We start from the raw sequence: 19,322 nt of genomic DNA, 5'->3' as shown, positions 1-19,322 counted from the left end.
TCATGATCGATAGGCAGGATATCAACGCCGTGGTGGATGACCTTGTCGCCGCCGCGCAGCGTACGAACGGCCCGACTCGCGGCCGCCACTTCGTCGAGACCGTGGACACCGAGGTCTTCGGACCGGTCGAGCCGGTCACTGACGGGGCCGGGCGGGTCTCGGGCACGTTGCCGGGGATGCCGGTGGTCGAGCCTGACGGCGCGGTCGTCGACGACATCGACCCGGAGTACACCGAGCGGCTCACCGACGCGATGCAGCGGCCCGACGTCCGCCAGGCGGCCGCCGAGCTCTACCGCGACGGCGCCTTCGACGCGTTCCCCACGGCCTCGCTCCAGGCTGGTCTGCCGCCGCTCGACGTCGCCGGGATGCTGGAGGTGCTCGGGGAGAAGCGGCCCGGGTTCGTCGGGTGGGTGTACCGCCGGATGACGTACCCGCGCGTCGCGGTGCTCTTCCTGTCCGTCGGCGTGCTGCTGGGCACGGGCCTGGGCTGGTGGCTGGCGTGAGCGCCCGGATCCTCGACCTTCAGGCGGGCGGCTCGCGTCTCGCCCGGTTCTGCACCGCCGCGTTCTCCTGGGCCCGGCGCGGCCCGGTCACGATCCCGAAGCCGCGGCACGACGTCTACGCGCTGCTGCCCGCCCTGGCCGATCGAATCGCACGGATCGAAGCACTCGCCGACCCCGGCCGCATCCGGGTGGACGAGGCGACGGCGGCGTTCGTGCCGACCGGCTGCATCTGGTGCTTCCCCGACCGGCCTCGGATCACCTCGATCCGGGTCTGGGGCGCCCCGCGCAACGGCGACCAGTTCGCGTTCATCCGCAAGGCCGACACCTGCCTGCCGTGCGCGCTCGGCACCCCCGCAATGCCCGGTCGCGGCGAGCGGATCGGCGCGATCCGCCAGGCCCTAGCCGCGCCCGGCGCGGTCGTCCGGGTGGAGGTGTGCGAGTGATGGCCGATACCAAGGCTGGGCAGCACGTCCTCGATCGCGGGGCCGACGGCTGGATGATCAAGCACCCGCTGTCGTGCCGCCCGAACCTGTTCGACTGCCCGGTGAACGTGGCCGCCGAGCGCCAGCTGATGCAGCCCACCGCCGCCGAGGTCGGCCGGTTCGCCGTCTGCCTCGACGGCGACGGCGACCTGGTGATCGGGGACCGCGTCGACGACGCGACCCCGATCCGCCCGGACGACGTCTTCGACCACCACGGCGACACCTTCGCCCGCTGGGGCCAGGCCGTCGTCGAACCGGGCTCGCCGATCGACCCGGTCCCGGCCGTCTACAGCTCGGCCGACGGCATCGAACTCGGCGACCTGCGGCTGGACTTCCCCGCCGCGACCGCGTTGATCGACCGCCTACTGGCCGCGATCGACTACGAACGCAGCCGCCCCGGCGAACCGACGCCGCTGATCGCGATCGACGCCGATTGCCCGAACTGCGGCTACTCGGAACGGAACCTCAACCCGGTCACTGGCGTGTTCGGCTGCCGCCGTTGCCCCTACACCTCGAAGGAGCGCAACGCGTGAACAAGAACAAGCAGAACGCCACCGATCTGCGGCACGCGCTTGACCGGGTGAGCGAGACGCTGCAGAAGGATCTCGACAACGCGGCCCGTCTCGCTGCGAAGTTCTCGGGCGAGCTCAGCGCGAACGAAACCGGTTACTACCAAGGCGTTCGGCGAGCCCTGCTCCTGCTGCACCTCTGGACGGATGGCGAGTTCGGAGTCTCCGGAGACGACATGCCGACTCAGCCGCCGACCCCTGAAACCGCGGAGACCGAATGCCCGGCGTGTTCGGCGACGGACGGGGCGAAGTGCCCCTTCCACACCGCCATGGCGGGGAGCAAGCCGTGACCCGCGTCGAGGGGCTGACGGATGCCCAGATCGAGGAGTTGCAGGAGCTGTTCGCGGATCACGGGCAGCACGCCGCCGACGAGGCCCGTCAGCGGATGCTCGCCGACGCCACGCCGCGGCTGGAGATGCGCGAGTCCCTGGGCGGGGTGGTCGCGATCCGCGGTGACCGCCGCTTCAGCGACCGTGCCCGTCCGTGGTCGGTCGTGTACGTGCCGCCCGGCGACCGCAGCCACCACTTCCACCAGGCCCTGCACGACGAGGACGTCACGGCCTGGGTCGAGCTCGTCCAGAAGGGACCGTCCACATGACGCAGACACCCGCGGTGTCCGGGCCGCGCTACTTCTTCTCGGCGGGGATGCTGATCGATCAGCAGCTGTGCGCTGAACACCGATCCCCGGAAGGGAAGTCCGTCGGGATCGCGTTCGGGTTCGACCCGGCGTGCCCGTTCGCGGTCACGCTGACGGTCGCGCCGACGGTGGGCCGTCCGCCGCTGGGGGAGTGGACCTTCGCTCGGGAGATGCTCGACAGCGGCCGTGTCGGGCCGGTCGGCGGTGCGCCCGGCACCGTGCGGATCGCGCCGAAGGCCCGCTTCGTCGAGTTCGCGCTGATCGACTCGGTGACCGGGCGCCGTTACCTGCTGTCGGTCGCGATCGTCGACGTCGACGGCGCGCTGATCGCGTTCGACCAGCTCGTGCCCCTGACCGCCGAACCGGACTTGCGCGCGGATCCGTCCGAGATGGACGCCGCGCTCCAGGCCCTGCTCGACCAGGACGGTGCACGGTGACCGCCGGGCGCGGGGACACCCGCCGCCTGTCCGCGGTCCCCGCCCCGGGTGCGTCGGCCGTGCCGAAGCCGAAGCCGCCACCGGGGAACCCCTATGTACGCAACCCGCTGCTGGCCTACAAGATCGGCCCGGATCCCGAAGGGCAGTGCACCGCCTGCCGCTGGGTGAAGGCGCAGGCAGGGTTCGAGTACTGCCCGTATCACGTGGCGTGGCGGGACATGCGCGTGCACAAGGTCGACCGTGTCGGCGACGCCAAGGGTGCGTTCACCGCGCACGCCACCACCGAACCTAAGTACAAGCGCGGAGACCGCGTGTGGTTCCAGGGCAAGCTGCAGGTGAAGATCGACCAGCGTTATTGGGGCGCGGATGGGCATTGGCGCTACATCGCGAAGGTGATCAGCGGCGGTGCGGCCGTCGACTCACCGCAGCACATGTTCACCCCGGAGTTCGCCGCGGGGTGGAAGGCATGACCGCCACGATCGCCCCGGCTGCCGACCTGTCCTCGGTGCTGACCCGCGCGGACAAGCAGTACGCGAAGAGCCGCGACGAGGAACCGCGCGAGCCGGAGTACATCGCCGAGCTCGCCGCCGTCGTCGCGCCGCTGCTGAAGGCGGCCGAGGACGCCGGCGCCGAGCTCGCCGCCGCGACCCCGGCCCCGGCCGTCGTCGACGAGGGCGAGCTGGAACGCGTCCGGCTGGAGCTGCGGCGGCAGAACGAGGCCGTCAACACGCTGCGCGGGAAGGTCGCCGAGCGCGGCCGCGAACTCGAGCAACTGCGCGGCGAGCTGGCCGAGGTCAAGCGGGTCGCCGAGCGCGTGACTTCCCTCGATGAGGACAACGCCCAGATCGCGAACGACCACGCCGAGGCCGAAGCCCGCGCCGAGCGTCTGGCGGCCGAGCTCGAACAGGCCCGCTCCGCGCTTCAGCAGAAGGCCGTCCTGGTCCAGCAGCAGCGCGCCCAGATCGAGGCCGACAGCAACCACCAGCACCACTACCCCTGGGCGGACCCGAAACACCCCCCGCTGCCGTGCGCCTGCGGCAAGGCGTGGCCGCTCACCGCGCCGCGCCCCGAACGGCCCGCGCCACCCGAACCCGAGCCCGACCCGTGGACCTCTATCCGCGCCGACCTGAAGGACTGGCCACTCGCATGACCACCACCCCCGAACCGTCCACACCGGACTCCGACGACTACCCGATCAGCGCCCGGGACGCCGACGATCACCGCATCCGCGTGGCCACGCTCAACGAGCAGGCCACCACAGCGGCCGACGTCGCGAACGCGCACCAGCGGAACGGGGACATGCTGGCCACCTGGCAGGTCCAGGCACCGAAGATCGCCGAGGAAACCGACAGCCAGGCACAGCTCGACCACCCGTGCGACGTCGTCGACCCCGAGATCGTCGAGGAGTTCCAGCAGACCCTGCGGCGTGCCGGACAGCTGGCCTACGTGCTCGCCGGTGCCTACCGGCGCGTGCACACCAAGCTGCGCAACGTCTTGGACCACGAGGCGAACGACCCGTTCGGCCCCGGCTTCTCCGTGCTGACCCTGGACCAGCTCGGCCGCCTCGGCTACATCCCCGCGGCCGACGACTGGATGTTCGACGGCAACCCGCTCCACGAACCGTGGCGCACCGCGGCCTACGAGCTCCAGGCCGCCGGGCTGCTGCCGAAGTTCGACCAGTACTTCACGCCGCGTGCGGCGGCCCCCGAGAGCGAGACCGACTGATGGCGTTGAACAACGGCCAGGCGCAGGACGTCAACACGCTGCTGCGGTGGGTCCTCGGCGTGCCCGCCGGGGCCGGTGATCTCCCGTCCAGCGACGAAGCGCGCGACACCGCGGTGCGCCTGGTCACGGCCGCGCGCAGGCAGCTGTCGGCGGGGCTGGTGCCCGAACACGTCGAGGTCATATGGCCGCGAGAGATCCCGGCGCAGCCGGTCGAGGTCCGCGCGGCCGCCGAGCGGCTGCGCATGGACGTCTACGAGGTGATCCAGGCCGTCTACGGCGAGATCGGCGGGCACTCCGACGACCCTGACGCCGCCGAGGCCGACCAGCGGCGGATCGTGCTCGACCTGCGCCTGGTCCTCGACTGGACCGCCACCGCGGCGGGTGGTGCGTGATGGCCACTATCACGATGGGCACCCGGTACCTGGTCGAGCTGCTGACCGTGCTGTCTCTGACCTCGCCCGACGACGAGGCACTGCCGACCGGCGGCGTGCTGCTGCACACCGCCCGCGGCTACGGCTACGGCCCGCAGTCGGGGCAGACGGACATCCTCGTCGGCACGTCGACCACCCGCTATGCCGCCGGGCACCTGTTCGTGCCGACCGGCGGGCAGTGGCGCCGCGCGGTGCTGTGGGGCATCGACGACGTGCGCGCGGTGCTGGACGCGTTCAAGCCGAAGCTGCGGGCGAACAAGCTCGCCGAGGTGTCGATCAGCATCCGGGACAAGGAGATCGAAGTAGCCGAGTCCGGGCAGCTCGACCTCGACGGCGAAGGCCTACGGCTGGTGTTCACCGAGAAGGATCTGGGCGACTTCCCGCGCGAGGTCTGGCGGACGCTGGCCGACGTCCTGATCAACCCCGAGGTGCGCGACCACAAGAACCGTGTGGTGCCCGAGCGGCCGCGCACGGACGTCAACGCGTCGCAGCTGGAACCGTTCGTGAAGGCCGCGAAGATCCTCAAGGCGGCACTGGAGCTCTACCGGTTCCACCAGCACCACCCGGTCCTGATCCAGATCGGATCGTCCTACCGCGGAGTCCTGTTCCCGAGCCGCTGGGACGAGACCGAGACCCCCGGCGCCGGTGTCGCCCCGGACAGCGAGATCCACCCGCCCGACCTGCCGCCCCCGCCCGACCCCACGACCAAGACCGGACCGGACGATGGCACCGGCGCCGGCATCCTCCGCTTCGGCACCGGTGTGCGCGTCGGTGCCCCGGCCGCGACCGACGACGTCCCGATCTCCGACTTTCCCACCGTGGCAACGGATACCGACCTGCTGTGCGAGGCCGCCGAGCACGTCGTCAACGGCGAGTTCGGGTCCGGGTCGTACTTGCAGCGCAAGCTCCGGATCGGCTTCGCCAAGGCCGCGAGACTGCTCGACGAGCTGGAGGCCCGCGGCGTCGTCGGCCCCGCCCAGGGCAGCCGGGCCCGCGACGTCCTCGTCAAGCCCGAGCACCTGGCGACCCTGCTCGACACCATCCGCAACCCCGACGGCCCGAGCGACACCGAGGTCACCCATGACTGACGACACGAACGGCGCGGCCGCCACCGGCGACGACCCGTCACCCGCCATCGCGGCGCGCGGATGGCGCATCGTGGGCGAGATCGAGCGGGAACCCGCGATGTTCATCCCGCTGCCAGGTGACGAACGGTCCGCCCAGCGGATGCGGGAGGCGTTCGTCCGAGCCTCTTCGTGGGCTGTGGGCCTGCCGTCCGGTCGCTCACTCGACGCCGATATCGCCGCCGAAGCCGAGGTCGACGCCGCTTACGAACGGGTGCGGGCTGAAGCCGAGAACCTGCGCGAGCGGCTCAGCGCCGCGTTGCAGCTCATCGACGACATGTCGGACCACCTGCGACAGGACCACGCTCTGCTTCTCGGCGTCGAGAGCCGTCGCAGCGCCATCGCGGAAGGGCCTGATCGTGGCTGACCTCCCCAAGCTCCCCGACAGCGCGTGTGGTCACCCGGTGAACTCCAACGGGAACTGCTTCCACGAGGGCTGTTGGAACTCGAACGCGAAGCGGCACGAAGGGATCGACAAGTGACCGACCTCCCGGTGACAGGAGCTCCACCACCGTGATCAACCTGCACAAACGTCAAGGCCCGGAGATGCAAGATCATCTCCGGGCTTTGTCGTGCCTTCAGGGCAGGTGGTGACGCCGTGGCGTACTTCCTGCTGCCTGACAACGTCGGCGACGATCCGCGATGGATGCAACTCGCCGAGGGCAGATACCCGCTCGTCGACGCGCTCCAGGCCGCGTACCTTCGCCTGTTCAGCTCGACGGCGCACCACATGCACGACGGTTACCTGACCGCCTACGACGCCCAGAAGGCGTGCCGTGGCCGCAAGAAGCTGCTGGAGCTGCTGACCACTCCGGTGCTCGGGATGCCGTCGCTGCTGCATCGTGAGGGCGACACCTGCGCGGCGAAGAACTGTATCGACGACAGCCCGCCCTGGGTCGAAGGCTTCGCGTACCGGTTGTGCGCGTTCAGCAAGCGCAACCCCAGCCGCGCCGAGAAGGACCGCAACGACGCCCAGAACGCCGACAGCAAGGACCAGCCGCTGCGCCAGGCGGTTTATGACCGGGACGGCGGTTGCTGCCGCTACTGCCTGTCTGGGCCGCTGAAGAAGAAGGGCATGGGCCGCGCGAAGGACCGGCGCCGCGCGTTGCAGTACGACCACGTCGACCCGGACCGCGCCGCCGGGGCGGACGGAGCCAACTACGTCGTCGCGTGTGCCCGCTGCAACGAGGAGAAGGGCCGCCGCACGCCGCAGGAGGCGGACATGGTCCTGCTGCCGGTGCCGACCGACGCCGAGCGCGCCGCCTGGACGGCCCGCGGCGAGCAGCTGTTCGACCGTCCCGAAGCGACGGTCGACAACGACAACGACAACCCGCGCGACAACCCCGCCGACAACGCACACGACAACGCCCCGGACGTTGTCGCCGCCGTTGTCCCCGACAGCCCCGCCGAACCCGTTCCCACAGGTGAAGTGCGCGCTCATCGAGGAGAGCAACCGACAACGACAACCCCCGGAACGGGGTTCGAGGGGTCCGGGTCGGGTCGGGTCGGGCACGCAGTTGTCCACCCCTCCCGTGCCTCGCCGTACGGACCGGGCGGGCAGCTCGTCCGCGACAGCACCTCACCGGACATCTACCACCGGCGCTCCCGCGCACCTGCCGAACCTGGATCCGTCTCACCTCCTGGTGGTGACCCGTGACCCGCTACTCCGCCCGCGAGCTCCGGAACCTCGACGCGCTCGCGAACTTCCAGTCCACCCGCGAGGACGCCGAGACCGTCGACTGCGACGGCTGCGGCGCCCAGCCCGGCGAGCGATGCGTGAACCCGACCACCGGCGATCCGCTGGTCGGTCCCGCGCACCACAAGCGAATCGCGAAGTACGAACGAAAGGACGTCGCGTCATGACGACGAAGATCTGCGAGCGGCCCGGTTGCGACGTCGCCCTGCTGCTGTGGCCGAACCCGCGGTTCTGCTCGGAAACCTGTCGAAGCCAGGCCGTCCCGTTGCCCTTGCCAAAGCTGGCGGCGGCCGTGTCCGTGCCGCGGGCTCTCCTCGAGGGGCCGTCGCCCGTTGACCTCGTCGACGTCCTGCTGGAGTCGCGGCGGACGCCGACGGTCGACAACGCGGACCAGGCGTCGTGGCTGCCGTTGCGGGACGTGGTCGGGTCGATCTACGACGTCGACGAGGATCCCGTCGCGTTCCGCAGGTACCGGCTTAACCGGCGGGTGACGGCCGAGGACGCGATCCGCGCCGAAGGCCTCGTCCCCGAACCCGAGCCGGTCCGGATCCCCGAACCGCCGGCCGAACCGGCGTCGCCACTGTCCACCCCGGACGGTGTCGCGGCCTGGGCCGAGCAGCGTCTTGGCGTGCGGCTGACCGCATGGCAGTGCCAGCTCATCGCGCATTTGTGCAGCGACCACGGGAAGACCGGCCGCTGGCCCGAGTTCCACCTGCCGCTCCGGCGAGGACGAACGACCGTCCGCCGGGTGATGACCGAGATCCAGCATGAAGGGAACGACGTTCGATGACCTCGACCTCCGAAGGCCGTTCGCTGCGGCAGTTGCGCGGCGACCTCTCTCGCGCGGTCGCCGAGCTGACCGAGCCGATCACCCGCAAGATCGTGCGGCTCGACCGGCAGGTCACCGAGCACACGCAGCCGTCGCTGCTGGTGCAGCTCGGCGACGCCGTGGCCACCAGCCGCGAAGCCGGCGGAAATGGCGGCGGCCGCGGCACTCCGCTCGTCATCGACCCGGGCGCCGCCGACCTACTGGCCCGGATCGACAAGGAGGTGACCGACGTCCTGCGCTGGGCCCGCGCGCAGGAACCGCTGCTGGATCGCGTCCAGCAGTTGGCCGGCCTCGCGGGCGACTGGGCGGACGTCGAGCTCGTCGAGTTCGTCGTGAACCGGGTCCGCTACTGGGGCGAGCTGATCACCGACCAGCTCGACCCCATGCGGCGGATGCACATCGGCGCCGCCTGCCCCGCCTGCGGCGACGGCATGGTCTACCGCGAGCTCGTCGGCGGGGAGCGGGTCCTGGTCCCCGCGCTGCAGATCGATCCGGTCACCACCTCGGCGAGCTGCCTGTCCTGCTGCGCGTCGTGGGGCAGCCGCCAGGACCTGGAGACCCTCGCGCTCGGGATCGCCGAGAGCCCGCGGCCGCGGCTGCGCTCGGGGACCGAGGGCAACGGCCACCGCGGCAGCGCGTCGACGACCTCGACCGTGCGGCTGCCGGACTTCAGTCGGGGCGGTGACGCGTGACCGTCGACGCGCCGAACCCGACCCCGGTGTTGGACGACCAGGGCAAGATCGTGAATACTGACCCCGCTCGGGTGAAGTGTGCCCCGAACCGGTTGCGGATCTGGTCCGCGCTCTCCGATTTCCAAGGTGTCGGCTGGTACCGGCACATCGTCCCCGGGACTGCGCTCGCCAACCGCGGCCACACCGTGCGGCTCGAACCGACGATCCCGTACCAGCTGCCCGACGTCGACGTCCTCGTCGGCGGCCGCGTGTGCCTGCCCGAACCGTCGGCCAACTTCCAGCACCACGCCCGGCGCGGCGACGTGGTCACGGTGCTGGAGATCGACGACGACCTGTGGAGCATCGACCCGGCGAACAAGCCGGCCGCGAAGTTCTACGCCGACGAGCTGCTGGCCAACGCGCGCCGCAACATCCAGATGGCCGACGTGGTCACCACGACCACCCCCGCGCTCGCCGAGCGGCTCTCCACGTGGAACCGCAACGTCCGCGTGCTGCCGAACTGCGTGCCCGGCTGGCTGCTGCACCTCGACCGCGCGACGACGGACAACGACCGGATCACCATCGGCTGGGCGGGCGGCGCGAGCCACGCCCGCGACTGGGGCGAGTTCAATCGGCCGCTGCGGCGGCTGCTGCAGCACCCGGACTACCGCGACCGGGTCGAGCTCCACATGATCGGCGGTCCCGATTGGACAGACCGCGTGCGCACCGGTCGCGCGACCGTCCGGCACACCGGCTGGAGTGACTGGGTCGTCGACTACTACCAGAAGCTGGACTTCGACATCGGCCTGGCGCCGCTGCGGCCGTCGACGTTCAACGCGTCCAAATCGGACGTGAAGCTGCTGGAGTACGCAGCCCTCGGGATCCCCGCGCTGGTGTCGGACGTCGGCCCGTACCAGGCGGTCGGCGACCACGTCGCGGGATGGCGGGTCAAGACCATGCCCCAATTCGAGGAGAAGCTGCGCGAGCTGATCGAGCTCGCCGAACTGCGGCAGCTCGCTGGCACCTACTCCCGACGGTGCGCGGCCCGCCGAACCATCGAGCAGAACGTCCAGCTGTGGGAATCCGCCTACAGCGCAAGGTAGGGAGTCAGGTCCCGATGACCGTTACAGTGATCGTCCCGTGGGGGAAACCACCCGGCCACGACGGCGCGTACCGCGCCGCGGTGTGGAAGAAGCTCAAGTCCGAATGGGAAGCGATGATCCGCACCAGCGGCCGCGGCGCGCCGACCGTTGGCGACCGTGACCGCCTGGTGCTAGCCGAGGCCGCCGATCCGTTGCACGGCAAGGTCGCCCCGCCCGCCCACGTCGACGGCTACACCGCGAACCGCGAACCGTCGGTGCGCCCGTTCTCCGTCTCGCGCGCGATCAACGCCGCGGTGCGCTCGGCGCACCGGGCGACCGGCGCGACGACGTTCGTGTGCATGGGTGCGGACATGCGACCGGATCTCGACGTCGTCGACTGGGCTGCGGCCGAGCTCGACCACCGGCCGTGGACGCTGCTGTTCGACCGCGGATCGAGCCTGTCCGAGCAGAGCACCACGCGGTGGCTGCGCGGCATGGGCATCCTTGGCTGGCCCGAGACCGAGCGATTCCAGACTCCGTGCGTCGGCCCGATCGCGTTCACCCTCAAGGCCTTCACCGACGTCGGCGGGTTCGACGAGCGATACGAGGGCTGGGCATATGAGGACGTCGACTTCTGGCATCGGCTGGGCATGACGCTCGGCCACCAGACCCGGTGCTCGGACCGGCCGCTGCGGCAGTACTGGCACCCGATCGGGCACCACGACCTGACGTTCGCCAACCCGAACGTGCGGCTCTACCACTCCACGTGGCAGACCACGCACCCGTCGAACGTATAACGCCCTATACCGAACCGGATGGAGTGAGCATGGCCGAGCAGACGCCGACCGTCGGCAGGATCGTCCACTACGTCGGCCCGAACGGCGAGTGCACCGCCGCGACGGTGACCGAGGTCGATGACGAGCGGGACATCCTCGTCGGCCTGTTCCTCATGGGACCGTCGGCTATCCACCTGCTGCCCCTCGACGAGGGCGGCGCCCTGGCTGATCAGGACGAGAAGCAGCGCGGCACCTGGCACTGGCCCGAGCGGGCCTGACCGTGCCGTCGCGGGCCAGGCGCCGGTGCACCGCGTCGGGTTGCCCGAACTGGGCGACCGACACCGGCCGGTGCGAGGCACACCTGATCCCGCGGCCGAAGCCGAAGCCGAAGCCCAGGCCGTCACCCGGGGATCTCGGCTACGGCTGGAAGTGGACGCAGAAGTCCAAGGCCTACCGGGCGAAGCACCCGACGTGCGAGCGGCCAGGCTGCGGCCGGCCATCGGCGGCCACCGACCACATCGACGGTGACCGCTCGAACTGGGAAGAAGAGAACCTCCAGGCGCTGTGCTGGTCCTGCCACAGCAGCAAGACGGCCCGCCACGACGGCGGGTATGGGAACAGGAAGACGAGGCGGTGATCATGCCCAAGCGCGCACAGCGCCGGTGCCTGCGGCCCGGCTGCTCGGCGTTGGTGGACGGCGGGTTCTGCCCCGACCATCCGCCGTCCCGGGTCACGCTGGTCTGCGGCCCGCCGCTCTCGGGCAAGTCCACGCTGGTGCGCGAGCGGGCCCGCCGCGGTGACCTGATCGTCGACTTCGACGCACTCGGGGCGGCGGTGTCCGGGCTGCCACCTCACCAGCTGCCCCACCACCTGCTGCCGTACGCCGCGGCCGCGCGTGACGCGGTGCTCGAGCGGATAGCCGAGCGGCGCGGTGGAGCCGAGCCGCCCGCGGTCTGGGTCATCGCCGGTCTGCCCGAGCGTGGCGAGCGCGACGCGATGGCGGCACGGCTCGGCGCGGTCGACGTGGTGGTGCTGACGACGCCGGCCGAGGAGTGCATCGGCCGCTTGGTCGACGACCCGGACGGCCGCCCACCTCAGGCCGTAGCGACCGCGGTTCGTGCTTGGTTCAGTCGCTACACCCCGTGACCCTAGGCAAGGATGTGACTTTGAGTGATCGTGGCGCGAGCGGCCCGGCAGGGGAGGGCATGATCAATCCCTGGAGGGGCACCACCCGAGCGTGCGGGGGGGACCCGGCTCTCGCGCCCACAAAATTCAATGGGGGGTAACCAAGGTAACCCTAACAAAATTCAGTCACAGAGAGTTAGCTACGGAGAGTAGTGATCTTGCTGATTGAGTTGATCGTGAACGGGGGTTGCTGATGCCGCGCGGACGCCCGTCGAAGCCGACGCACCTGAAGCTGCTGGACGGCGACGACAAGAAGAACCCGGGCCGGATCAACGCCGACGAGCCGATCCCCGCGGACGTCGAGATCAAGCCGCCGTGGCCGCTGTCGGTCACCGGTCAAGTCGTGTGGGACCGGCTCGCGCCGGACCGGCTCGCCAAGCGCGTGCTGACCGCGTGGGACGTCGACGCGTTCGCGATGTTCTGCGAGTCGGTGGCCCTGGTGATCGCGAAGGTCCCGGACGCACACCGGCCGTGGACGCCGGTTCCCGGTGCGGCGTCGCCGTTGTCGGAGCTGAAGAACGCGATCGGGATCGCGAACAGTCTCGGCTCGAAGTTTGGCTGGACCCCGTCGGACCGGGCCCGGCTGATCTCCGGGGAGGTCAAGGGTGCAACGGGCGAAGATCTCCTCTCAGGCTGACACCCGCACCCGCTGCCTGCACCCGCGGCCGAGCGTCGCGGACCGCCGCCGGGCCAAGCTCGCCCGGCGGCGCGCGGCCGCGTGTTCCGGTCCGCGGATCCACCCGCGTGACCGGTGGCGCCCGGATGACCCGTACGGGCCCGTCTGCGAGTTCACCTTTCGCGGCAAGGTCTGCGGCGAGCGCGGCGCGCACTACTGCGAGCCGCGCGCGGACAAGGTCTGTGCGTTCTACACCGAGCTGCTCGTCCACCCCAAGGGCGCACACGCGCGGACCAAGTTCACGCTCGCCCCGTGGCAGGAGTGGGACGTCGTCCGGCCTCTTTTCGGGGAGACAATTTGGTCGACCGACTGGCAGCGCTACGTGCGCCGCTACCGCGTCGCCACGATCTGCATGGGCCGCAAGAACGGCAAGTCCGGCCTGCTGTCCGGGGCGGCGCTGTACCTGCTGGCAGGCGACGACGAGGAGTCGGCCGAGGTCTACGGCGCAGCCGCGGACACCAAGCAGGCGGGCAAGGTCTTCGAGCCCGCTACTCGCATGGTGGCGCTTTCGGCGCTGCTGAAGAAGTCGATCAAGCACAACAAGAACAGCCGGCGCCTGATCTACGACGCGACCGCCTCCTACTACGAGGTGATCCCGTTCGACCCGGACGGCGAGCTCGGGCACAACCCGCACGGTTTCATCCTCGACGAGGTGCTGTCGCAGCCGGACGACTCGCTGTGGAACGCGATGCGCACCGCGGCCGGTGCCCGGACGCAGCCGCTGTTCTTGTGCATCACCACCGAGACGAACAAGCCCTACAGCTTCGGGGCGACGTTCATCGACGAGGCCGAGCGGGTCATCGAGGACCCGGCCCGCGCGCCGCACCAGTTCGCCTACGTGCGGAAGATGCCCAAGACGGTCGAGGAGCTCGACCGGCTGCGGCGGCTGTACCCGGGGCATTCGGATCTGCCGGTCTCGATCGACCGGTGGGACGAACGGAACTGGAAATGGCCCAACCCGGGCCTGGATGACTTCCTGTCCCGTTCGGCGCTGCGGGAAGAGGCGCTGGAGGCCAAGAACGACAAGACGAAGGAGAACAGCTTCGTCCAGTTCCGGCTCAACCAGCGGGTGTCGCAGGCCTCGCGCTGGATCGCGCTGGACCTGTGGGACCTCAACCGCGGCAAGCTCGCGCCGAACCCGGCCTGGATCGACGAGCGCTACGCAGGGCAACAGTGCTGGGCCGGTCTCGACCTGTCGTCCAAGCTCGATCTCACGTCATGGGTGCTGCGGTTCGCCGACGGTGGTGTGCGGTGGAAGTTCTGGATCCCGGAGTCTCGTGTGGACGATCTCGACAAGGCCACCGGCGGGAAGTTCAAGCAGTGGGTCGATGAGGGCTGGATCGTCGCGACCGACGGCGACACGATCGATTACGAGCTGATCTACGAGCAGATCAAGGCCGACAACGACGCGTTCGTGATCACCGACGCCACGTACGACAAGTGGTCGGGCGAGCCGGTGCGGCAGAAGATCGAGCGCGAGACCGGCCTGGTGATGATCGAGTCGAACACCACCTACGAGCGCATGACCCCGCCGATGACGGAGTTCATGCGGAAGCTGAAGAACCACGAGTACGCCACGCACGGTAACCCGGTCGCCCGGTGGATGGCCGACAACATCGAGGCCAAGCACCCCGCCGACGACCCGGACCGCGTCCGGCCGGTGAAACCCAACCGGGACAAGGAAGGCCTGCGCATCGATGGTGTCGTGTCGCTGTTCTTCGCCGAGGACGGCGCGATGCGCGGAACCCCCGAGCCGTCGGTCTACGAAACCCGTGGTCTGGCCACGCTGTAGCGAGAAGGGAAGCAGCTCATGCGGCGCTGGCCGAAGAAGAAGCCCGTCGACGTCGGCAACGCGCCGCCGCGCCCGGCCGGTGCCGGCGTCGACGTCTTCGACCTCGTCGGCGCGGTGTGCGCGCTGATGTTCCTGGTCGGGCTGTTCCTGTGGCTCGGCCCCGGGCCCGCCCTCACGATCACCGGCGGGCTGGGCCTGTCGGTCGTGCTCGTCGTGACCTGGCTGGCGAGCCAGGCCCCGAAGAAGACGGGAGGCTGACGTGGGGTTCCTCCGCAACGCGTTCTCCTCCGGGCTGGCCCGGCCGGAACGCTGGCTGACGGACTACTTCGGCGGCCAGGAGACCCCCGCCGGTGTCCGGGTCTCGCCGGAATCGGCGATGACGTTCTCGGCGTTCTTCGCCTCGGTGCGCGTCATCTCCGAGGACGTGAGCTCGTGCCCTCTGCCGGTGTTCCAGCGGCGGGAGCAGGGCAAGCGGCTCGCCGTGGACCACCCGCTGTACACGGTGCTCAACCAGGTCGCGAACCCGCTGATGACCGCGGTGACCCTGCGCAAGACGCTGCAGGCGCACGCGCTGACGTGGGGCAACGGTGTCGCGGCGAAGCAGTACAACGGTGCGGGGGAGCTCGTCGCACTGTGGCCGCTGCGACCGGATCAGCTGTTCATCGAGGTGGACGAGATCGAACCCGGCCGGCCGACCGTGCTCTACCGGTACACGCCGGAATCCGGGAAACACGCGGTGTTCTTCCCCGACGAGGTGCTGCACATCGCCGGGCTCGGCTATGACGGCGTGTGCGGCTACTCGGTGGTGCACCAGGCGCGCAACGCGATCGGTCTCGGTCTGGCGACCGAGGAGTTCGGCAGCCGCTGGTTCGGCAATGGGTCGCGCCCGTCCGGCACGCTGACCCACCCCGGCACGGTGTCGGACGGTGCGCGGAAGCGGATGAAGGCCGACTGGCGCAACATGCACCGCGGCCTGGACCAGTCGCACCAGATCGCGATCCTCGAGGAGGGGGTCTCCTGGCAGTCCATCGGGATCCCGCCGGAGGACGCGCAGTTCCTCGAAACGAGACAGTTCGAGGTCGAGGAGATGGCGCGCTGGTTCCGGCTGCCGCCGCACAAGCTCGCCCAGCTGCTGCGTGCGACGTTCTCCAACATCGAGCACCAGGGCATCGACTACGTGAACAGCTCGCTGCGATCGTGGCTGGTCGAGTGGGAACAGCAGATCCAGCTGTCGTGCCTCACCGCTGCGGAGCGGAAGACGCACTACGTCGAGCACAACACCGACCAGCTCACCAAGGGCGACTTCAAGACGCTGATGGAGGGCTACGCGGTCGGCCGGAACTGGGGCATCTGGTCGGCCGACGACGTACGGGAAAAGCTGAACGAGAACCCGCTGCCCGACGGCAAGGGCCAGACCTATCTCGCGCCGCTGAACATGGTCCCGGCGATGTCGCCGGACGAGGCGGCCGAGGCCGCCGCGGCGAAATCGGCCCCGGAGCTGCCCGCGCCACCCCCGGCTGTCGACGAGGGCCAGGAGGACGACGACCGGTCGGGTGCCGGTGATCTGGCCCGGTCGCGTGGTCTGCGCGGCCGCGGCGTCGAGGCCCGCCGGCGGATGGCGAAGGCCTTCATGCCGCTGCTCGTCGACGCCGACCGGCGTCTGGCGAAGCTGGAACAGGCCGAGGTGCGGAAGCTGATCCGCAAGCACCTCGACATCGGCCGCGCGAGCTCGTCGACGGCCGAGCGGGAAGGGTCGATCAGCACGTTCCTTGCGGCGGTGTGGGAACTGCTGGCCGGTCTCGTGCGGACGAAGTCCGTCGAGCGCCTGGAACCGATTCTGCAGGCGCTGGCCGTCGAGGTCGTGGCCGACGCCGCGGCAGACGTCGCTTACGACGGCGAGGTCGACCTGTCCCGGTTCGTGATCGCCTATCTGCACTCGCATGTCGACTACCGGATCAACACCGCCTACGGGCAGATCCGGGCCGCCGTCGACGTCGACCCGGAGGCGCCGCAGGCCGAGGTCGAGCGCGTGCTGGAGAAGTGGGTCACCGACCGGCCCGAGCGCACCGCGCTGTGGGAGAGCAAGCAGCTCGCCAACGCCGCGGCGCGGGAAACCTGGCGGACCGCAGGCGTTTCCCAGACCACGTGGCGCGCCAACGGCGACACGTGCCCGTTCTGCATCGCGCTGGACGGACGGACGAACAACATCGACGTCCCGTTCGTCTCGCCCGGCGCCGAGGTCGGGCTGGGCAAGCAGATGCAGGTCGAGCGGAAGGTGTTTCACCCGCCGCTGCATCCCGACTGCGATTGCGACCTCGTCAACGGCTGAACCGATCCGGATCGGCCACACAACGGTTTCCGACGCTGCGCACGTCCACTGTGGACTGCGCGGAGTCGTCTGTGCAGAAAGGAATTCGGCATGGCCCCCTCCGGACCACTCCCGCTGTACGTGCGGGTCGGCGACGGCCCCGAACACAGGATCGGCCACGTCGAGACCGTGCCCGAAGACCTGCCCGGTGTGCTGCGCGCGGTCGCGGACGAACTGGACAACCGCGACGGGCCGACGACCAGCGGCGGCGAACGGCGGGAGCAGCCGCAGTCTCCACGCGACCGTGAGATCAAGGGCCCCGCGCGGGACCGGAAGGGAACGACCCGATGAGCAAGCGCGTGCACATGCGCGGCTACGTCGAACGCGACGCCGCGACGGCCGACGGGCCGATCCCGTTCATCCTGGCCACCGAAGGCCGCAAGGGCGACGGCATCGACCTCAAGATGGGCTCGGCCGACCTCGAGCGGTTCCTGTCCAACCCGCTGCTGGGCTACGGCCACATGTACTGGGGCCGCGACAGCCTGCCGATCGGGCGGGTCGACAACCCGCGCGTGGACGGCAAGGCGCTACGGGGCGGGCTGGTGTTCGACCAGGACGACCCGTTCGCCGTCACCGTCGAGCGGAAGATCCGCGGCGGGTTCCTGAACGCCGTGTCGGTCGGGTTCGACGCATGGGACATCGACAACGACGGCGTGCCGAACAAATGGACGCTGTTCGAGGTGTCGGTCGTGCCGCTGCCGATGGACGCCGACGCCGTGGCTGAGGGCCGCGAGCTCGTGCGTGGCGACGGCCCGATCGGCGCGGTCGTCGAGCGCCTGGCCGCGATCGAGCAGCTGCTGCGCGGACAGGATGGCCGCCCGGCGCCTGTGGTCCCGCCGACGTTCACCGCCGTGAACGCGGACGAGATGCGCCGCCGTCGGCTGCAGCTGGCCGAGCGCGGCATCTAGACCCCCTTCGCGCCCCTGGCTGGGCGGAAGGCCTGCACCACCTGAAATCGCCGTCGCGGAGCCCTGGCTGGCGCCCGGAATACGGCAGTCACATCACCTTGTCGAAAAGGAGTGTCCACCGTGGACATCAAGGAGAAGCAGCAGGAGCGCGCCGGCCTCGCGAAGAAGGCCCGCACCCTGATGGACCTCGCCGAGGACGGCGGCCGGTCCCTCTCGGCCGAGGAGTCCGAGCAGTTCGACCGGATCATGAAGGACGTCGACGACCTCGACGCCGTGATCGAGCGCGAGGAGAAGCTGCGCGCAGCCGAGCGCAAGATCGCCGAAGGCGTCCCGGCCAAGGCCGACGACGGCACCGGAACCCGCGGCGGCGGCAACGGCGGTGCGCCCGGCGACCGCGGCAAGGCCGAGGACGTCGAGCTGCAGATCGAGGCGTTCCGCTCGTTCATCCGCGGCGGCCCACGTGGCTTGAAGGCCGAGCACGCTCGCGCGCTGAACATGGGCGTCGACTCCGAAGGCGGTTACCTGGTCGCCCCGCAGCAGTGGGTCAACCAGCTGATCAAGTTCGTCGACGACCAGGTGCTGTTCCGCGGCCTGGCCACCACGATGCAGCTCAACGAGGGCGAGTCGCTCGGCGTGCCGAGCCTGGACACCGACCTCAACGACTTCGAATGGACCTCCGAAGTCGCGACCGGCAGCCAGGACGACGCGCTGCGGTTCGGCAAGCGCGAGTTCCGCCCGAACCCGCTCGCCAAGCGGGTCAAGATCTCCGACACGCTGATCCGCCGCTCGGCGATGAACCCCGAGCAGATCGTCCGTGACCGGATGGGCTACAAGCTCGGCGTGACGCAGGAAAAGGCGTTCATGATCGGGGACGGCAATAAGAAGCCGCTCGGCGTGTTCACCGCGAGCACCGACGGCATCTCGACCGGCCGCGACGTCTCCTTCGGCGCCGCCGGCGCGATCCCGCTGACCACCGCGACCGCGGACCAGCTGATCAACATCAAGTACACGCTCAAGAGCGCGTACTGGACCCGTGCGCGGTGGCTGTGGCATCGCGACATCCTGCGCGAGATCCGCAAGCTCAAGGACTCCAACGGGGTCTACGTCTGGCAGCCGGGTCTGCAGGGCGACCGCCCGGACACGATCCTCGAGGTGCCGTTCCTGGTCTCGGAGTTCGCGCCGAACACCGTCACCGGCAACGCCTACGTCGGCATGCTCGGCGACTTCTCCAACTACTGGATCGTCGACTCGCTCGCGATGCGCGTGCAGCGCCTGGTCGAGCTCTACGCCGAGTCGAACCAGATCGGGTTCATCGGCCGACTGGAGACCGACGGTATGCCGGTCCTGGAAGAGGCCTTCGTCCGCGTCAAGGTCCCCGCCTGATCCCTGGGCCCCGGTTCTTGACCTGATCGTCTCGAAAGGACGGCAAAG

The 19,322-nt window shown here is 70.0% G+C and carries 29 protein-coding genes; all 29 read left to right on the top strand.

Annotated features, from left to right (window positions below; genetic code table 11):
• Positions 1 to 2: 2 nt before the first annotated feature.
• The 29 genes from ACZ6YV_RS37520 (at position 3) to ACZ6YV_RS37380 (ending at position 19,274) form a co-directional block, all read left to right on the top strand.
• Positions 3 to 503 carry a hypothetical protein gene (locus ACZ6YV_RS37520; RefSeq protein WP_465514141.1) on the top strand — a complete coding sequence of 167 codons (501 nt, stop codon included), beginning with the start codon at positions 3 to 5 and terminating at the stop codon, positions 501 to 503.
• Positions 500 to 946, top strand: a complete 447-nt coding sequence (locus ACZ6YV_RS37515; RefSeq protein ID WP_465514140.1) for a hypothetical protein — start codon at positions 500 to 502, stop codon at positions 944 to 946. Before ACZ6YV_RS37520 ends, ACZ6YV_RS37515 begins: the two co-directional genes overlap by 4 nt.
• Positions 946 to 1,518 (top strand): hypothetical protein, encoded by a 573-nt coding sequence (locus ACZ6YV_RS37510; protein WP_465514139.1) that lies wholly within the window; start codon positions 946 to 948, stop codon positions 1,516 to 1,518. Before ACZ6YV_RS37515 ends, ACZ6YV_RS37510 begins: the two co-directional genes overlap by 1 nt.
• The gene (locus ACZ6YV_RS37505) at positions 1,515 to 1,844 is read left to right on the top strand and encodes a hypothetical protein (RefSeq protein ID WP_465514138.1); all 330 of its coding nucleotides are present in this window, start codon (positions 1,515 to 1,517) and stop codon (positions 1,842 to 1,844) included. Before ACZ6YV_RS37510 ends, ACZ6YV_RS37505 begins: the two co-directional genes overlap by 4 nt.
• Positions 1,841 to 2,152, top strand: coding sequence for a hypothetical protein (locus tag ACZ6YV_RS37500; protein WP_465514137.1), 312 nt, complete (start codon positions 1,841 to 1,843; stop codon positions 2,150 to 2,152). The genes ACZ6YV_RS37505 and ACZ6YV_RS37500 overlap by 4 nt, the downstream gene beginning before the upstream one ends.
• On the top strand, positions 2,149 to 2,628 hold the full coding sequence (locus ACZ6YV_RS37495; RefSeq protein WP_465514136.1) for an SsgA family sporulation/cell division regulator: 480 nt from the start codon (positions 2,149 to 2,151) through the stop codon (positions 2,626 to 2,628). Before ACZ6YV_RS37500 ends, ACZ6YV_RS37495 begins: the two co-directional genes overlap by 4 nt.
• Positions 2,625 to 3,098 (top strand): hypothetical protein, encoded by a 474-nt coding sequence (locus tag ACZ6YV_RS37490; RefSeq protein WP_465514135.1) that lies wholly within the window; start codon positions 2,625 to 2,627, stop codon positions 3,096 to 3,098. Before ACZ6YV_RS37495 ends, ACZ6YV_RS37490 begins: the two co-directional genes overlap by 4 nt.
• Entirely contained in the window at positions 3,095 to 3,778 is a 684-nt protein-coding gene (locus tag ACZ6YV_RS37485) for a hypothetical protein (RefSeq protein WP_465514134.1), read from the top strand. Before ACZ6YV_RS37490 ends, ACZ6YV_RS37485 begins: the two co-directional genes overlap by 4 nt.
• On the top strand, positions 3,775 to 4,353 hold the full coding sequence (locus ACZ6YV_RS37480) for a hypothetical protein (RefSeq protein WP_465514133.1): 579 nt from the start codon (positions 3,775 to 3,777) through the stop codon (positions 4,351 to 4,353). Before ACZ6YV_RS37485 ends, ACZ6YV_RS37480 begins: the two co-directional genes overlap by 4 nt.
• Entirely contained in the window at positions 4,353 to 4,745 is a 393-nt protein-coding gene (locus tag ACZ6YV_RS37475) for a hypothetical protein (RefSeq protein ID WP_465514132.1), read from the top strand. Before ACZ6YV_RS37480 ends, ACZ6YV_RS37475 begins: the two co-directional genes overlap by 1 nt.
• Complete coding sequence (locus tag ACZ6YV_RS37470) at positions 4,745 to 5,872, top strand: DNA translocase FtsK (protein WP_465514131.1); 1,128 nt, start codon at positions 4,745 to 4,747, stop codon at positions 5,870 to 5,872. The genes ACZ6YV_RS37475 and ACZ6YV_RS37470 overlap by 1 nt, the downstream gene beginning before the upstream one ends.
• The gene (locus tag ACZ6YV_RS37465) at positions 5,865 to 6,275 is read left to right on the top strand and encodes a hypothetical protein (protein ID WP_465514130.1); all 411 of its coding nucleotides are present in this window, start codon (positions 5,865 to 5,867) and stop codon (positions 6,273 to 6,275) included. Before ACZ6YV_RS37470 ends, ACZ6YV_RS37465 begins: the two co-directional genes overlap by 8 nt.
• Positions 6,268 to 6,390 carry a hypothetical protein gene (locus ACZ6YV_RS37460; protein WP_465514129.1) on the top strand — a complete coding sequence of 41 codons (123 nt, stop codon included), beginning with the start codon at positions 6,268 to 6,270 and terminating at the stop codon, positions 6,388 to 6,390. Before ACZ6YV_RS37465 ends, ACZ6YV_RS37460 begins: the two co-directional genes overlap by 8 nt.
• A 116-nt stretch (positions 6,391 to 6,506) precedes the next feature.
• Complete coding sequence (locus ACZ6YV_RS37455) at positions 6,507 to 7,565, top strand: HNH endonuclease (protein WP_465514128.1); 1,059 nt, start codon at positions 6,507 to 6,509, stop codon at positions 7,563 to 7,565.
• Positions 7,562 to 7,771: a zinc finger domain-containing protein gene (locus tag ACZ6YV_RS37450; protein ID WP_465514127.1), complete on the top strand. Its 210-nt coding sequence runs from the start codon at positions 7,562 to 7,564 to the stop codon at positions 7,769 to 7,771. Before ACZ6YV_RS37455 ends, ACZ6YV_RS37450 begins: the two co-directional genes overlap by 4 nt.
• Entirely contained in the window at positions 7,768 to 8,394 is a 627-nt protein-coding gene (locus ACZ6YV_RS37445; protein ID WP_465514126.1) for a hypothetical protein, read from the top strand. The genes ACZ6YV_RS37450 and ACZ6YV_RS37445 overlap by 4 nt, the downstream gene beginning before the upstream one ends.
• Positions 8,391 to 9,125 carry a DUF7341 domain-containing protein gene (locus ACZ6YV_RS37440; protein WP_465514125.1) on the top strand — a complete coding sequence of 245 codons (735 nt, stop codon included), beginning with the start codon at positions 8,391 to 8,393 and terminating at the stop codon, positions 9,123 to 9,125. Before ACZ6YV_RS37445 ends, ACZ6YV_RS37440 begins: the two co-directional genes overlap by 4 nt.
• A complete protein-coding gene (locus tag ACZ6YV_RS37435) occupies positions 9,122 to 10,207 on the top strand; it encodes a glycosyltransferase (protein ID WP_465514124.1) in 1,086 nt (361 codons plus the stop codon). Before ACZ6YV_RS37440 ends, ACZ6YV_RS37435 begins: the two co-directional genes overlap by 4 nt.
• A 14-nt stretch (positions 10,208 to 10,221) precedes the next feature.
• Positions 10,222 to 10,983, top strand: a complete 762-nt coding sequence (locus tag ACZ6YV_RS37430) for a galactosyltransferase-related protein (RefSeq protein ID WP_465514123.1) — start codon at positions 10,222 to 10,224, stop codon at positions 10,981 to 10,983.
• A gap of 29 nt (positions 10,984 to 11,012) precedes the next feature.
• The gene (locus tag ACZ6YV_RS37425; protein WP_465514122.1) at positions 11,013 to 11,240 is read left to right on the top strand and encodes a hypothetical protein; all 228 of its coding nucleotides are present in this window, start codon (positions 11,013 to 11,015) and stop codon (positions 11,238 to 11,240) included.
• A 2-nt stretch (positions 11,241 to 11,242) separates the two neighbouring features.
• Positions 11,243 to 11,599, top strand: coding sequence for an HNH endonuclease signature motif containing protein (locus tag ACZ6YV_RS37420; protein WP_465514121.1), 357 nt, complete (start codon positions 11,243 to 11,245; stop codon positions 11,597 to 11,599).
• 2 nt (positions 11,600 to 11,601) lie between these two features.
• Positions 11,602 to 12,108, top strand: a complete 507-nt coding sequence (locus ACZ6YV_RS37415; RefSeq protein WP_465514120.1) for an AAA family ATPase — start codon at positions 11,602 to 11,604, stop codon at positions 12,106 to 12,108.
• Between the two features lie 232 nt (positions 12,109 to 12,340).
• Positions 12,341 to 12,784, top strand: a complete 444-nt coding sequence (locus tag ACZ6YV_RS37410) for a P27 family phage terminase small subunit (protein WP_465514119.1) — start codon at positions 12,341 to 12,343, stop codon at positions 12,782 to 12,784.
• Positions 12,753 to 14,615: a terminase large subunit gene (locus ACZ6YV_RS37405; RefSeq protein WP_465514118.1), complete on the top strand. Its 1,863-nt coding sequence runs from the start codon at positions 12,753 to 12,755 to the stop codon at positions 14,613 to 14,615. Before ACZ6YV_RS37410 ends, ACZ6YV_RS37405 begins: the two co-directional genes overlap by 32 nt.
• Before the next feature lie 18 nt (positions 14,616 to 14,633).
• Complete coding sequence (locus tag ACZ6YV_RS37400) at positions 14,634 to 14,873, top strand: hypothetical protein (protein WP_465514117.1); 240 nt, start codon at positions 14,634 to 14,636, stop codon at positions 14,871 to 14,873.
• Position 14,874: 1 nt separating this feature from the next.
• Complete coding sequence (locus ACZ6YV_RS37395; protein WP_465514116.1) at positions 14,875 to 16,944, top strand: phage portal protein; 2,070 nt, start codon at positions 14,875 to 14,877, stop codon at positions 16,942 to 16,944.
• A gap of 90 nt (positions 16,945 to 17,034) precedes the next feature.
• On the top strand, positions 17,035 to 17,274 hold the full coding sequence (locus ACZ6YV_RS37390; protein ID WP_465514115.1) for a hypothetical protein: 240 nt from the start codon (positions 17,035 to 17,037) through the stop codon (positions 17,272 to 17,274).
• Positions 17,271 to 17,891, top strand: coding sequence for an HK97 family phage prohead protease (locus tag ACZ6YV_RS37385; RefSeq protein ID WP_465514114.1), 621 nt, complete (start codon positions 17,271 to 17,273; stop codon positions 17,889 to 17,891). The genes ACZ6YV_RS37390 and ACZ6YV_RS37385 overlap by 4 nt, the downstream gene beginning before the upstream one ends.
• Before the next feature lie 120 nt (positions 17,892 to 18,011).
• A complete protein-coding gene (locus ACZ6YV_RS37380) occupies positions 18,012 to 19,274 on the top strand; it encodes a phage major capsid protein (RefSeq protein WP_465514113.1) in 1,263 nt (420 codons plus the stop codon).
• The last annotated feature ends 48 nt before the right edge of the window (positions 19,275 to 19,322 follow it).

The sequence above is a fragment of the Amycolatopsis sp. NPDC102522 genome, from assembly GCF_055584485.1.
The sequence above is the reverse complement of the archived record's forward strand: the minus strand, read 5'-3'. Positions and strand labels throughout refer to the sequence as shown.

Coding starts and splice junctions, on each gene's coding strand:
- ACZ6YV_RS37510 (WP_465514139.1), top strand. CDS start 946: ATGGCCGATACCAAGGCTGGGCAGCACGTCCTCGATCGCGGGGCCGAC.
- ACZ6YV_RS37410 (WP_465514119.1), top strand. CDS start 12,341: ATGCCGCGCGGACGCCCGTCGAAGCCGACGCACCTGAAGCTGCTGGAC.
- ACZ6YV_RS37495 (WP_465514136.1), top strand. CDS start 2,149: ATGACGCAGACACCCGCGGTGTCCGGGCCGCGCTACTTCTTCTCGGCG.
- ACZ6YV_RS37440 (WP_465514125.1), top strand. CDS start 8,391: ATGACCTCGACCTCCGAAGGCCGTTCGCTGCGGCAGTTGCGCGGCGAC.
- ACZ6YV_RS37485 (WP_465514134.1), top strand. CDS start 3,095: ATGACCGCCACGATCGCCCCGGCTGCCGACCTGTCCTCGGTGCTGACC.
- ACZ6YV_RS37415 (WP_465514120.1), top strand. CDS start 11,602: ATGCCCAAGCGCGCACAGCGCCGGTGCCTGCGGCCCGGCTGCTCGGCG.
- ACZ6YV_RS37430 (WP_465514123.1), top strand. CDS start 10,222: ATGACCGTTACAGTGATCGTCCCGTGGGGGAAACCACCCGGCCACGAC.
- ACZ6YV_RS37520 (WP_465514141.1), top strand. CDS start 3: ATGATCGATAGGCAGGATATCAACGCCGTGGTGGATGACCTTGTCGCC.
- ACZ6YV_RS37400 (WP_465514117.1), top strand. CDS start 14,634: ATGCGGCGCTGGCCGAAGAAGAAGCCCGTCGACGTCGGCAACGCGCCG.
- ACZ6YV_RS37425 (WP_465514122.1), top strand. CDS start 11,013: ATGGCCGAGCAGACGCCGACCGTCGGCAGGATCGTCCACTACGTCGGC.
- ACZ6YV_RS37480 (WP_465514133.1), top strand. CDS start 3,775: ATGACCACCACCCCCGAACCGTCCACACCGGACTCCGACGACTACCCG.
- ACZ6YV_RS37385 (WP_465514114.1), top strand. CDS start 17,271: ATGAGCAAGCGCGTGCACATGCGCGGCTACGTCGAACGCGACGCCGCG.
- ACZ6YV_RS37470 (WP_465514131.1), top strand. CDS start 4,745: ATGGCCACTATCACGATGGGCACCCGGTACCTGGTCGAGCTGCTGACC.
- ACZ6YV_RS37445 (WP_465514126.1), top strand. CDS start 7,768: ATGACGACGAAGATCTGCGAGCGGCCCGGTTGCGACGTCGCCCTGCTG.
- ACZ6YV_RS37390 (WP_465514115.1), top strand. CDS start 17,035: ATGGCCCCCTCCGGACCACTCCCGCTGTACGTGCGGGTCGGCGACGGC.
- ACZ6YV_RS37475 (WP_465514132.1), top strand. CDS start 4,353: ATGGCGTTGAACAACGGCCAGGCGCAGGACGTCAACACGCTGCTGCGG.
- ACZ6YV_RS37465 (WP_465514130.1), top strand. CDS start 5,865: ATGACTGACGACACGAACGGCGCGGCCGCCACCGGCGACGACCCGTCA.